Below are 12,833 nucleotides of genomic sequence, written 5' to 3' on the forward strand. Positions count from 1 at the left end.
GGTGTAACTCTTTATTCAGTCTTGACTGCGGAGGCAACAACGTCCGCCTCGATTTCAACCACCACACGGCCCGCTTGAACCTGATCGCCCGTGGCCACATGCAAGGCCACCACCGTGCCCGAGGCGGGCGCGGCGTGCACATGTTCCATCTTCATGGCTTCGAGCGTGACCAGGGGCTGCTTGGCCTGCACGCGCTCGCCCACCGCCACCAGCACGGCCACCACGCGGCCATTCATGCTGGCGCGCACTTTGCCATCGCCACCGGCTTGCCCCTGGCGCGCACTGGGCTGGCGCGTACGGTCGATCACCTGATAGGGGTGCCCGGCGTGCAGCAGCCACAGGCTGTGCGCGTCGCGTTCAAAAGCGACATGCTGCATGACGCGGTCCAAAATGAAGCGTGCCTCATGTGCACCCAGCGACACCACGTCGAGGGTGTGCAAAACCTCGCCCACCCGCACGTCCAAACGCTGCGGCCCCGTCTGTGCCACGCTGACCTGAATCTCCTGACCGTCGATGGCCAGGCGCATGCCCATGGGCAGGGCGTGGGTCAGGCGCTGGCCGCTGTCACCGTGCACACTCAAGCCCTGCGCGGCCTGGCCCTGCAGGCTGCGGCCTGCGGTCTGGTGCAGCAAGCCAGCGGCCACGGCCACGGCTTTGTCCTGCGCGGCCGCATCCACGTCGAGCAAGACCGCTTCATTTTGGGCAATGAAGGCCGTGGTGGCCTGGCCCGCTGCAAACACGGGGTGGGCCAGGCATCGGCCCAAAAAGGCCTGGTTCGTGGTCACCCCCAGCGCCACCAGATCGTGCAGGGCATGCATGAGCTTGCGGCGGGCCTCTTCACGCGTCTTGCCATGCGCAATCAGCTTGGCCACCATCGAGTCGTAATAAGGCGGGATCACCGCGCCCGAATGCAGCGCATGCTCCACGCGCACGCCCGCAGGCAACTGCCAGCGGCTCATCGTGCCGCTTTGCGGCATGAAGCCACGGGGCACGTCTTCGGCGCACAGGCGCACCTCGATGGCGTGCCCTTCAAAACCCACTTCGGCTTGCGTCAGCGGCAAGGCCTCGCCCGCCGCCACACGCAACTGCCACGCCACCAGGTCCAGCCCCGTGATGGCTTCGGTCACCGGGTGCTCCACCTGCAGCCGGGTGTTCATCTCCATGAAGTAGTAGTGCCCGTCCTGATCGAGCAAAAATTCCAGCGTGCCCGCGCCCTCGTAGCCAATGGCCTTCACGGCGGCCACTGCCGTGGCCCCCATGCGTTCGCGCAAGGCGGCATCCACCGCCGGGGACGGCGCTTCTTCCACCAGTTTTTGGTGGCGTCGCTGCACCGAACAATCGCGCTCGCCCAGGTGGATGGCGTTGCCGTGGCGGTCGGCAAACACCTGAATTTCAATGTGGCGCGGCTGCACGATGGCCCGCTCCAGGATCACGGTGGCATCGCCAAAGGCGTTGAGTGCTTCGGACTGGGCGCTGCGCAAATGCTCGGCAAAGTCTTGCGCCTGCGTGACCAGGCGCATGCCGCGCCCACCGCCGCCTGCCGTGGCCTTGATCATCACCGGGTAACCCAGTTGCGCGGCCTGATCGGCCAGGTGCTGCGCACTTTGGTCCGCCCCTTGGTAGCCCGCAATGCAGGGCACACCGGCCGCCATCATGAGCTGCTTGGCACCCGCCTTGTCGCCCATGGCCCGGATGGCTTCGGGCGAGGGGCCGATGAAGACCAGACCGGCCTCGCGGCAAGCGGCTGCAAAGTCCTCGTTTTCAGCCAAAAAGCCATAGCCGGGGTGGATGGCGTCAGCCCCGCACAGCCGGGCCGCTTCGATGATGGCCGGGATGTTCAGGTACGACTGCGCGGGCAAAGGCTCGCCAATGCACACCGCTTCGTCGGCCGCCTGCACATGGCTGGCCTGGGCGTCGGCCGTGGAATACACCGCCACCGTGCGGTAACCCAGCGCTCGCGCCGAGCGCATCACCCGCAGCGCAATCTCGCCCCGGTTGGCAACGAGAACCTTGTGAAAGGGTGTGAAAGGTGGCGTGTCTGGTGACATGGTGTGCATCCGTTGAAAAAGAGGGCGTAAATGGGCCAGGCCATCAAGGACGGGCCACCGAGAACTGCATTTTTTGCGGCTCACGGGCTTCGGCTTCGCGGCAAACGGCCAGCACTTTGGACAAGACGGCGCGGGTGTCGCGGGGGTCGATGACGCCGTCGTCCAGCAGCAGGGCGCTGGTGGTGAACACGCTCATCTGGCTGTCAAAGCGCTCGACGATGCGGCGGCTCATCTCGTCAAGCTTGGCTTCGTCCACCTCGCCTTTGCGGCGCATGCCCGCTTCGGTCACGATGCGCATGGTGCCTGCGGCCTGCTCGCCCCCCATGACGGCGGTCTTGGCATTGGGCCAGCTGAAGCAAAAGCGCGGGTGAAAACCCCGGCCACACATGCCGTAATTGCCCGCCCCGAACGAGGCCCCGCAATACAGGGTGATTTGCGGCACCGTGGCATTGGTCACGGCCTGAATCATCTTGGAGCCGTGCTTGATGATGCCCGCCTCTTCGTAAGCGCGGCCCACCATGAAGCCGGTGGTGTTGTTCAGGTAAATGATGGGCGTGCGCGACTGACAACAAGCCTGGATGAAATGCGTGGCCTTGGTGGCACCGGCCGGGTCGATCGGGCCGTTGTTGGTGATCACGCCCACGGGCCAGCCTTCGATCTTGAAATGCCCGCACACCGTGGCGCTGCCATAGTTTTCGCCAAACTCCAGAAACTCCGAATCGTCGGCAATGCGGGCAATCACCTGGCGCATGTCCACAGGCCGCTTGTGGTCTGCGGGCATGATGCCCAGCAGTTCCTCGGCGTCGTAGCGCGGCGGCTTGAAGCGGCGCGGCGCCTCCACCGGCATGCCCCGGTGCCAGTCGATCTGCCCCATGATTTCGCGGGCAATGCGCAGGCCATCGCGGTCGTCTTCGGCCAGGTAGTCGCCCAGGCCCGAGATGCTGGTGTGCATGACAGCGCCACCCAACTCCTCTTCAGTGGCGACCTCGCCCGTGGCCGCTTTGAGCAGCGGAGGCCCGGCCAAAAAGGCGCGCGAGCGACCACGCACCAGGATGATGTAGTCCGACAAACCCGTCTGGTACGCCCCACCGGCGGTGGACGAGCCGTGGGTCACCGTGACCACGGGCAGCCCGGCCGCAGACATGCGCGCCAGGTTGCGAAAGGAATTGCCGCCGCGCACAAAATCTTCGACCCGGTACGTCATCAGGTTGGCTCCGGCGCTTTCAACCAGTTGCACATAAGGCAGCTTGTTGTCTAGGGCGATTTCCTGCACCCGCAGCAATTTGTCCAGGCCCATGGGCTGCAAGGCACCGGCGTCGATGCCCGAGTCGGACGCCAGCACCATGCAGCGGATGCCGCTGACAAAACCGATGCCCGCAATCACCCCGCCCCCCGGCACGCTGCGTGCCAGATCCAGCGTGTCCAGGCCCAGACCGGCCAGGGTCGACAACTCCAGAAAAGGCGCCCCCGGGTCCAGCAGCAAGGCCAGCCGTTCACGCGGTAAAAGCTGTTGGCGCTTTTCAAAACGCTCACGCGAGGCGGCCGATTTGGTGTGGGTGCGCTGCTCATAAGCGCGCACCTGCGCCAGCAGCGCCAGCATGTGCTCGCGGTTGGCCACAAAGGCAGGGCTGCTGACGGAGACGGTGGACTCAATGTGTGCCATGTCGAAAACTTTCACCAATCGGAAACATCAAAATGTGCGGACCACTCGCGGTGGTGCGCCTGGGAAACAAGCATAGTGAATGGGGCATCACGACTCTTGCGAGAACTGGCTGATGCGCCACTTCGAGATCAGTTGCACAGGCTGGTAACTGAGCTTGGTGCGCCGAAAATTGGCCAGCCCCATGTCTTGCTCGAAGTTGAGCCATTGCACAGGCCCCGGCGCTGTCAGCGCAAAGTGGTGAAACATGTACTGGGCCATGCCCTTGAAGTTCACCAAGGCCTTGGCAAAGCGCACCACCACCACGCCCGGCTGCACGGTTTCAGCCAACAAAAAACCGGCGGGCTGCGCGTCAGCCCAGTACACAAAACCGCTCAAACCCAGCTGCGACGCCAGCGCCAGCGCTTCACGGCAAGGCAGATCATCGGCCGCGCCTGCGGCTTTACCCTTGTCACCCAGCCAGCCTTGCAAGACCTGCAGGGCAGCGCCTTGCAGCGCCGGGCTGTAGGGCTGCGCCGTCACGCTGTGCAGGGCCTGCAACTGGGCCATCAGATTGCGCTTTTTTTGCAGCAGTCGCCCGGGGTAGCGGCGAAACTGCTCGGCACTGTAGAGGTAGTCGGCATCGTCGCGCTGCGTCTCGATGCGGTAGCGCGCCGGGTCAAAGTGCCCCGCCTCGCGCTCGCTCAAGGGGTACAGGCAGGCAAAGCGGGCCAGCAAGGCATCGACCACCTCGACGGGCGCATCGCGCACATCAAACAAGGGCAAGGCATGGCGCTGGCCGTCGTAGCTCTGGCCACTGATGCAGGGCCAGGGACCGGCGTGGTAGCGGTAGTCGTGGGGCCGTCTGAACAGCCAGAGATTGCTGTAAGACAGATCAGCCAGGGCGTGCGCACCCAAGCCTGCCAGCCGCTGCGCCAAGCGGGGTGCCAACGCAGGCGCCAGGTCCAGCGTCAGCGCCTGGCCTGGCAGGCACAGGCCGCCCAGGGGATCAGCGGCTTTGGCCACGCACCCCTCGCGCGGGACCGTCGGCCGGGGGACCGGCAAAACATTGGGCAATCAGCGTCCATTGCTCGGCCCCCTCCCCCGCCCAACACAAGGCGGTGTCACCCCGGTGGCGCCGCTGCGTCACCAGCAATGCCAGGTCCATGGCAGGCCCTGTCACCCAGTCGGTCGCAGAAGGATCACCCCAGGTCCAATGGCTGCCGTCGGGTGCCAGCACATCCACATGCGGCGCAGGCTGGGGCACCGGCAAGCCCCGGTTGACAAAGGTCCAGCCGTAGGTGCCCACGCCCAGATGCAGGATGTGGCGCAGCCCCGGGCTGGCCCCGCGTGTGCGGCCCAGCGCATCCCAGATGTCCTGGCCGTGGGCCCAGGTTTCCATCAGGCGTGCCGTGGCAAAGGATCGAGCGCTCATGTCGGGGCCATACCAGGGCAGACGCGCCTTGGGGTCCAGCGGCGCCAGTGCCGCCACCAGCGCTTCGTGGCGCTGGCGCCACAGGGCCAGCAAAGCAGGCCCCGACAGATGACCGAAATGTTCACGGGCCACCCCACTGATCGGGTCGCCCCGCAGCATCACCCGGACCAGCTTGGGCATGTCCTTGGCAAATTGGCCCGGATCGGTGACCGCTTGCAGCGCGGTTTCGTCGAAATACGCCAGATGGGCGATTTCGTCCCAAGGCGTCCACTCATAAAAGTCGGTGCGCATCTGCCACTGCGCGGGGGTCAGGGTTTCGCACAGATCGGCCAGTGCGCGGTATTCACCCAGCAGGTCTTCAGAGCTTGATTGCATGGGGGGTCCTTGGGCTCAAATGCCCAGCTGCCGTGCAGCCAGGTCTTTCATGATTTCTTCCGAGCCGCCGCCGATCATCATGACCTTGACCTCGCGGTAAATGCGCTCGCTGCGGGTGCCGCGCATGAAGCCCATGCCGCCCAGAATTTGCACCGCTTGGTCGGCGCAAAACTGCATGGCCTGGGTGGACAAAATTTTGGCCATGCAGGTGCGGGCCACCAGATGCGCGGGGTCACCATGGTGATGCTCCACCTGCCAGGCCAGTTCGTACACCAGGCTGCGGGCCGCTTCGATCTTCATGGCCATGTCCACCAGTTTGTGGCGAATCACCTGACGCTGCGACAGCGGCTGGCCAAAGGTCTGGCGTTCACGCGCCCAGTCAGTGGCTTCTTGCAGGCACACCTGGGCAAACATGCAGGCCTGCGCCGACATGCCCAAGCGTTCGGCATTGAAGTTGTTCATGAACACCTTGAAGCCCTGGTTTTCCACACCCAGCAGGTGCGCCACCGGCACACGCACCTTGTCAAAGCGCAGGTGCGCCGTGTCCGAAGACCACCAGCCCATTTTTTTCAGCGGGGTGCGGGACAAGCCTGGTGAATCGGCCTCGATCATCAGGGCCGAGACGCCGCCCGCACCTTGGTTGGCCGGGTCGGTGCGTACCGCCACCGTGAAGTAGTCGGCGCGCATGCCCGAGGTGATGAAGACTTTTTCACCGTTGACCACATAGTGATCACCGTCCAGGACGGCCGTGGTTTTGAGCGCCGCCACATCCGAACCACCGCCCGGTTCGGTCACCGCCAACGCGGCGATTTTTTCACCCGACAACACGGCAGGCACGATGCGCTGCTGCAAGGCCTGGCTGCCATAGTGGGCAATGGGGGGCAGGCCAATGGTGTGCGAGAGCAGCGAAGCCGACACGCCACCGCTTCCTGAACGCGCCATTTCTTCGGCCGTGATGATGTGGAAAAAGAGATCGGCCGGGGTGCCGCCCAGGGCTTCGGGGTAGCCAACACCCAACACCCCCAGGCGGGCAATGCGCTGGTACAAATCACGCGGAAAAGTCTCGGCTTCGTCCCATGCGTGGACATGGGGCGTGATTTCGCGACTCACAAAATCACGCAGCGAGGCGCGAAATTTTTCGTGTTCCGCCGAAAAGTAATGGGGCAATGAAGGGGTGTCCAGCATGGCTTGGGCGTGATGAGTTGAGAACAGGTGCAGCATAAACACGGGTGGCTGAGCGTCTTGTGCGAACTGGTTGCGACCTGTGCTTGTCATGGTCGGTGAACATCTTGCACCCGCCCCGCCACCCGCACAGCTTTGGCCTGTCACCAGAGTGCCAGAACCAGATCCCGACGTGGGCATGCATGCCCACGTCGGAGTCTTCGACCACCGACCCAGGAAGAGGCATTGTTGTAGGTCGGCGGCTTCAGCCCCGACATGCGGCCTGTGCAAAAGCAACCATTGTCGGAACTGAAACGCGGACCTCCGAGAAGGCCTGGTTGTAGGTCGGCACTCGCAGAGTCCGACATGGGCGTCAGCCAGTCCACACAAGCCAAGCACCTCATGCTGCAGCTAACCTTGTGCCCCATGCCTGTCCAAGCAGGCGCTTGACCGACGGGATTGACCATGACACAAAGCACATCGCACACGCGCAAAACTGTCCGCATTGGCGGCGCTTCGGGCTTTTGGGGCGACAGCATGGTGGGCGCGCCCCAGCTGGTGAATTCGGGCCTGATCGACTACCTGGTGTTTGACTACCTGGCCGAAACCACCATGGCCATCCTGGCTGCGGTGCGCGCCAAGAAACCCGAGATGGGTTACGCCACCGATTTTGTGGACATCGCCATGAAATCGGTGCTGCCCGAGGTGATGCGGCGCGGCATCAAGGTGGTGGCCAATGCCGGTGGCATGAACCCGCAAGGCTGCGCCAACGCCCTGCAAGCCCTGGCGCAAAGCATGGGGCTGAGCCCGAAGATTGCCGTGGTCGAAGGCGACGACATCAGCGCCTTGCTGCCTGCATTGCGCGACGAGGGCACACGCGACATGTTCCGGGATGAGCCGCTGCCAGGCACACTGCTGTCGGCCAATGCCTATCTGGGCGCCATGCCAGTGGCGCGTGCGCTGGCCGCCGGGGCCGACATCGTCATCACCGGGCGCGGGGTGGACAGCGCCGTCACACTCGGCCCCCTGATCCACGAATTTGGCTGGACGGCCAGCGACTACGACGCGCTGGCGGGCGGCAGTCTGGCAGGTCACATCATCGAATGCGGCTGCCAGGCCACGGGCGGCTTGCACACCGACTGGCAAGACGTGCCGGACTGGCCGCACATCGGTTACCCCATCATCGACTGCCAGGCCGACGGCAGCTTCGAGCTGGGCAAAACCCCGGGCACCGGCGGCATCATCTTGCGCGCCGCCGTGGCCGAGCAGCTGCTCTATGAAATCGGCGACCCCGGCGCCTACCTCTTGCCCGACGTGTGCTGCGATTTTCGCCAGGTCAAGATTGAACAAGTGAGCGCCGAGCGCGTGCGCGTCAGTGGCGCACAAGGCCGCCCACCCAGCGCGCAGTACAAGGTCTCGGCCACCGCCATGGACGGTTACCGCTGCACCGGCAGCATGGTGATCATCGGCATCGATGCCGCTGCCAAAGCCCGGCGCACGGGTCAGGCCATTTTGGCGCGCAGCCGCGAACTGCTCAGCCAGATGGGACTGCCCGATTTCAGCCGCGCCGTGATCGAATTGCTGGGGGCCGAAACCCTGTACGGCCCCCATGCCCGAGCGGGCTCGGCGCGAGAAGTCATGCTGCGCGTGGTGGTGAACCACCCGATGAAACAGGCGCTCGACATTTTCGCCCGCGAAATCGCGCCTTCTGGCACCTCCTGGTCACCGGGCACCACCGGCCCCGGCGCGGGGCGCCCCTCGGCCTCGCCGCACATCCAACCCTTGGCCTTTCTGATTGACAAATCCCGCGTGCCTGCCCAAGTGCGCATGGGCGATCAGGTTTGGTCTGTCCCTGAGGCGCCAGTGGCGACACCGCGCCCGGCCCCCATGCCACCCCTTCCGGTGCCGTGGGTGGACCCTGAAGAAGAACAGGTCGAAGTTCCCCTGATTCGGCTGGCCTGGGCACGCAGTGGGGACAAAGGCGACATCTCCAACATAGGCTTGATTGCACGGCGCCCCGAGTGGCTGCCGCTCTTGTGGGCGCGGGTGACGCCCGAAGTCGTCAAGGCGTATTTCGCACACCTGGTGCACGGGCCGGTGGAGCGCTTTCACTTGCCCGGCATCGACGCCATGAACTTGCTGCTGCACGAAGCCCTGGACGGTGGTGGCCCCGCATCCAGCCGCAATGACCCTTTAGGCAAAGGCATGGGCCAGATGCTGCTGGATTTGCCGGTGCGGGTGCCGCGTTCGATGGTCGGGATGTTGTAGGTTGGTGGCAACAGAGCCGACATGGGACCAGCGCCTATTGATCCGGCCCTATGAAGTTTGCAGGGTGACTTCAATCTTGCACTTTGTGGGAGCTAGCCCTGCTGACGATCAAACGCTTGTGGACCACGGGCTTTTCGCTTGGCTGGCAAGCTCCCACAAAATCCTCCCAACGGGCAACACACGGCTCAGACTTCTAATTGCCGGAGTCATCAACCACCCGACATCAAGCCGTCATGTACGCGCCGGGCTCCCCGCCTTGGATGATGCGCAGCTTGCGTGAGCCTGCAAAGATGTCGCGGGGCTTGAGCCCATAAGTCTGGCGGATCGAGTGGCTGAAGTGGGTCGAGTCGGGGTAGCCGATGTCCAGCGCCACATAGACCAGATTGCTGTCGCTGTTCACATGGTGCAGCAAGCTGCGGGCGCGCTTCCAGGTGCGAAAACTGCGAAAGGGTGCGCCCACCTCTTGCTTGAACAGGTGCAAAAAACGCGAGAAGGACAATTTGGCTTCTTCGGCGCAGGCTTGTGCCGCTGCCTGTGTCGAGGGGTCGGTTTTGATGCGCTCAAGCACCCCCGCGATGCGGGCATCTAGCTGGCGAGTGGGCAGTGGCTGCTCAAAAAACAGCGGATCAAAGTCTTCGGGCCTCAGGTCATGATCACGCCCTGTGGCCACGAGCTGTGCATGGGCGCTGCGCACACGGGCTGCAAACTCAGGAGCATGCACCGCACCACAGGCGCGCAGCAGTTCGGGCAGGCGGGACATGTCCACGGTTTCGGGCTCGATCAGGATGTCCAGGGCATGCCGACCATCGGTAGCTATTTCATACGGTACATAGGGTTGCACCACCGCCACTTCGGTGGTTTGCCATTCGGCCCCGGCCAGGCGAATGCGCAAAGGCGCCTCCACCGACACATAGACCACGATGGCACCTGCGGTGTGCATGGCGGGCGCACCCAGCAGGCCCGCATAAAAAACGCGGTCTGGCGTGATCCACATCAGCCGCTCTGCGCTGCTGCAGCGGCGCGACGAAACGGGCTGAGGGGTGCTCAACTGCAAAGGCATGAATGTCTCCTGAACCGGGGGATTGTTGCCACATGCGTCCAAGTGTTTTTGGGGGGATCGTGTTCTTGTGCACGCTGACTGTGACCTGCGTTTGATTATAGAAATGCAACAAGCCCTCATGATGTCAGACGCCTCGACCGAGCGGCTGAACTCATGTCTCATCGCGGTCAAAAGCGGCCTTGCGCGTGTCAGGCCAGCATCGTGCCTCGGCACTTTTTCGCACCACAGCGGCATGCGTATTGCGCCTTGAGTGCCTCAGTCATGGGTTCATCGCTGACCAAGCCATAGTCAAACGTCAGCTCTTCTCCCCGAAACACGGGTCTGCGCGTTTTGATGAAAATGCGCCCCTTCACTTCATCGGGCACGCAATTGGGACGGCATGAATGGTTGATCCATTTGGAAGCGTTGCCGCCATGCAAAGCGTCGATCACACGGCCATCGTCAAGATGGAAATAAAAGGTGTGCTGGGGGTTTTGCGGGTCGTGAGGATGGCGGGCAATGGCCTCAGCCATCGTGATGATTTCGCCGACGTACTCGATCACCGTCTCGCCTGCAGCCATGTGGCGCGCAGCAAAAACGCCTTGGCCATGCACGTTGGAAGACTGTACCCAGATCGCATCCATGATTTGCTCAAGACTCAAAACCATCCTCGACTGTAAAGGCCTGACTGTAATGGGTTCTTGTGCAATGCCACAGCATGACTGCAAAGCTTGGGGGGTGGGTAGCACCCGTTGCGCACAACCACCACAGGTGATCCATGCACGATGAATAATCTTTCACGCATATCCAGACGGTGCAATCCCTCACGTTTTCAAACTTCACACCAGGCATGAAACCCGCATTCAAAGGCAACAAACAACACCTACCCAGCAAGCCCTGAGCGGTGTGCGGACGCGACATGACTTGGCGCAAAGCATGCCCCCCGACCTTCGTCAGCTTGTTTTGGTCTTGGCTGATCAGCTCGACCACGATGCATCGGCCTTGACCGATTTCGATCCAGCAAAAGATGCCTTCGGGATGCATGGGACTTGAAGGGCAAGCCTCTTCGCAGAAAGCCGGATTGACATTGATCACCTATTGATATTTTTGTGATCTTCGGTACAATTCAAATGTCTTAACAAATCTTAAATTTCATCACTTAATTGTGCGTAATGCTGAATCAAAACACGCTGCTCGACTTGATCCCCGAGTCTATTTACGCCAAGTGGGCACCAGAATTGGAATACACCCATTTGACTTTGGGCAAAGTTCTGGCTGAACCCGGCAGCATCGTCAGTCACATCTATTTCCCGACATCCGCCGTCATTTCCTGGGTCCATATTCTGGAAAACGGGGCCTCCACAGAAATTGCCATGATTGGTCGCGAGGGCTTGGTGGGTTTTTATTTGCTATCAGGCGCATCACAAGCACCAAACCGGGCAGTCGTACAAATTGCCGGCCAAGCCATCCGAATCCGTTTCAGCACTGTGTTGCAAAGTCTTCAAGAAGGCCACTCACTACAAAGAATATTGCTGCGCTTTAACCAGGCACTGGTCACCCAGATGGCACAAATGGCCGTGTGCAACAGACACCACGCGCTTGATCAAAAACTGTGCCGTCTTCTTTTGCTGACACTGGACAGACAGGATGGAAACACCATCAGCCTGACGCACGAAATGATCAGCAATATGCTGGGCGTGCGGCGTGAAGGGGTGTCCAATGCTGCGTCCCGCTTGATGAAAGCAGGTGTCATCAACTACACGCGAGGCCGCATCACCGTGCTCGATCACTTTGAGCTGCAAAGGCGCTCATGCGAATGCTATGCCGTAGTCAAGAAAGCCTATGAAAGAATGAAAGCATTGTCCAAATAATGCCCATCTGACCGGCCCTAAAAACTCAAATAGACACCATCTGATTGCGGATGGCATAACGCGTCAAGTCGGCCACTTTGTGCAAGCCGACTTTGCGCATGATGTTGCGCCGGTGCACCTCCACCGTGCTGGGCGCAATCTGCAAATTGCGTGCAATTTCCTTGGAGGAATAACCATCTGCAATCAATCGAAGCACCTGCTCTTCCCGACCGCCCAACTGGTTGCGAACACTGATGTCACCAGAGCGAGCTTTGCGAACGCTGTCCATCATTTCCGAAGCTGCAGACTGGCACAAATAAAGGCGCCCTGCAGCAGCGGCGCGTATCGCAGTCATCAACTCGTCAATGCTGCTCGTAGTCGATACATAGCCTTTGGCGCCCGCATCCAGAATCTCGATGATGGCGTTGCGATCTGTGGGGCTGCAAAAGGCCACCGTGTTGATTGGAGAGGTTCTATGAGCCATCTGCTGCATCAACATCAGGTCATGCGCATCGTTGGAGTGCATGCCAAAAAGCACCACATCTGGATCAAACTCATCACACAAGGCATTGGTACTGGAATCACTGTCTGCCATACCCACAAGATCCATGTCGTGGTGAGTCCGCAATAAAGCGGCTAAGCCTTCTGACACTGCCTTGTGTTTTGAAGAAAGCAAAACTCGAATGGGCATCGATGGCGGATTCAAGTACGAGGTGCAACACGGTTTAACGAGGCGTGAAACACCTCGTGGGGTGTCTTGAATCCCAGCCGCTTTCTGGGGCGGTGATTCAATCTGTTTTCAATCATAGTCAACTCCTCATCGGTGACAGTTTCCATGCGCCGCTTCTTGGGAATGTATTGGCGCAGCAAACCATTGAAGTTCTCGTTGCTGCCGCGCTGCCAACTGCAATACGGATCGGCAAAGTAGGTCTGGATGCCAAGGGTCTGATCGATGGCCTGGTGATCCGCAAACTCCTTGCCGTTGTCCACCGTCAAAGTCTTCACCCGTGAGATCAGG

At 61.6% G+C, this 12,833-nt stretch carries 11 protein-coding genes; 2 read left to right on the forward strand and 9 right to left on the reverse strand.

What is annotated here, in order from left to right:
- Positions 1 to 11: 11 nt before the first annotated feature.
- From AMM33_RS00265 to AMM33_RS00285, 5 genes are all read right to left on the reverse strand, one after another.
- Complete coding sequence (locus AMM33_RS00265; protein WP_090137770.1) at positions 12 to 2,048, reverse strand: acetyl-CoA carboxylase biotin carboxylase subunit; 2,037 nt, start codon at positions 2,046 to 2,048, stop codon at positions 12 to 14.
- Between the two features lie 43 nt (positions 2,049 to 2,091).
- A complete protein-coding gene (locus tag AMM33_RS00270) occupies positions 2,092 to 3,711 on the reverse strand; it encodes an acyl-CoA carboxylase subunit beta (RefSeq protein ID WP_090137772.1) in 1,620 nt (539 codons plus the stop codon).
- 87 nt (positions 3,712 to 3,798) lie between these two features.
- Entirely contained in the window at positions 3,799 to 4,713 is a 915-nt protein-coding gene (locus AMM33_RS00275; RefSeq protein WP_194945133.1) for a phosphatidylglycerol lysyltransferase domain-containing protein, read from the reverse strand.
- Complete coding sequence (locus AMM33_RS00280; RefSeq protein ID WP_090137747.1) at positions 4,697 to 5,497, reverse strand: TIGR03084 family metal-binding protein; 801 nt, start codon at positions 5,495 to 5,497, stop codon at positions 4,697 to 4,699. Before AMM33_RS00280 ends, AMM33_RS00275 begins: the two co-directional genes overlap by 17 nt.
- Positions 5,498 to 5,512: 15 nt before the next feature.
- Positions 5,513 to 6,682 (reverse strand): acyl-CoA dehydrogenase family protein, encoded by a 1,170-nt coding sequence (locus AMM33_RS00285; protein WP_090137774.1) that lies wholly within the window; start codon positions 6,680 to 6,682, stop codon positions 5,513 to 5,515.
- A gap of 441 nt (positions 6,683 to 7,123) precedes the next feature.
- Here AMM33_RS00285 and AMM33_RS00290 point away from each other — a divergent pair, with 441 nt between their 5' ends.
- Complete coding sequence (locus AMM33_RS00290; protein WP_090137749.1) at positions 7,124 to 8,926, forward strand: acyclic terpene utilization AtuA family protein; 1,803 nt, start codon at positions 7,124 to 7,126, stop codon at positions 8,924 to 8,926.
- Between the two features lie 223 nt (positions 8,927 to 9,149).
- Here AMM33_RS00290 and AMM33_RS00295 read toward each other — a convergent pair whose 3' ends face one another.
- Both AMM33_RS00295 and AMM33_RS00300 read right to left on the reverse strand, forming a co-directional pair.
- Positions 9,150 to 9,986, reverse strand: a complete 837-nt coding sequence (locus AMM33_RS00295) for a helix-turn-helix domain-containing protein (protein WP_228767871.1) — start codon at positions 9,984 to 9,986, stop codon at positions 9,150 to 9,152.
- A gap of 188 nt (positions 9,987 to 10,174) precedes the next feature.
- Positions 10,175 to 10,609 carry an SET domain-containing protein gene (locus AMM33_RS00300; RefSeq protein WP_228767872.1) on the reverse strand — a complete coding sequence of 145 codons (435 nt, stop codon included), beginning with the start codon at positions 10,607 to 10,609 and terminating at the stop codon, positions 10,175 to 10,177.
- 528 nt (positions 10,610 to 11,137) lie between these two features.
- Between AMM33_RS00300 and AMM33_RS00310 the strand changes: the two genes are divergently transcribed.
- Positions 11,138 to 11,836: a Crp/Fnr family transcriptional regulator gene (locus AMM33_RS00310; RefSeq protein WP_090137755.1), complete on the forward strand. Its 699-nt coding sequence runs from the start codon at positions 11,138 to 11,140 to the stop codon at positions 11,834 to 11,836.
- 25 nt (positions 11,837 to 11,861) lie between these two features.
- On the opposite strand, the gene AMM33_RS00315 is transcribed toward AMM33_RS00310, so the two are convergent.
- A complete protein-coding gene (locus tag AMM33_RS00315; RefSeq protein ID WP_090137757.1) occupies positions 11,862 to 12,506 on the reverse strand; it encodes a LuxR C-terminal-related transcriptional regulator in 645 nt (214 codons plus the stop codon).
- An 11-nt stretch (positions 12,507 to 12,517) separates the two neighbouring features.
- A partial coding sequence (locus tag AMM33_RS00320; RefSeq protein WP_194945134.1) for an IS30 family transposase occupies positions 12,518 to 12,833 on the reverse strand: 316 nt, incomplete at its 5' end.

The organism is Limnohabitans sp. DM1 (assembly GCF_001269385.1).
Lineage (GTDB): Bacteria > Pseudomonadota > Gammaproteobacteria > Burkholderiales > Burkholderiaceae_C > Limnohabitans_A.

Coding starts and splice junctions, on each gene's coding strand:
- AMM33_RS00310 (WP_090137755.1), top strand. CDS start 11,138: ATGCTGAATCAAAACACGCTGCTCGACTTGATCCCCGAGTCTATTTAC.
- AMM33_RS00290 (WP_090137749.1), top strand. CDS start 7,124: ATGACACAAAGCACATCGCACACGCGCAAAACTGTCCGCATTGGCGGC.
- AMM33_RS00295 (WP_228767871.1), bottom strand. CDS start 9,986: ATGCCTTTGCAGTTGAGCACCCCTCAGCCCGTTTCGTCGCGCCGCTGC.
- AMM33_RS00280 (WP_090137747.1), bottom strand. CDS start 5,497: ATGCAATCAAGCTCTGAAGACCTGCTGGGTGAATACCGCGCACTGGCC.
- AMM33_RS00265 (WP_090137770.1), bottom strand. CDS start 2,048: ATGTCACCAGACACGCCACCTTTCACACCCTTTCACAAGGTTCTCGTT.
- AMM33_RS00285 (WP_090137774.1), bottom strand. CDS start 6,682: ATGCTGGACACCCCTTCATTGCCCCATTACTTTTCGGCGGAACACGAA.
- AMM33_RS00270 (WP_090137772.1), bottom strand. CDS start 3,711: ATGGCACACATTGAGTCCACCGTCTCCGTCAGCAGCCCTGCCTTTGTG.
- AMM33_RS00315 (WP_090137757.1), bottom strand. CDS start 12,506: ATGCCCATTCGAGTTTTGCTTTCTTCAAAACACAAGGCAGTGTCAGAA.
- AMM33_RS00300 (WP_228767872.1), bottom strand. CDS start 10,609: ATGGATGCGATCTGGGTACAGTCTTCCAACGTGCATGGCCAAGGCGTT.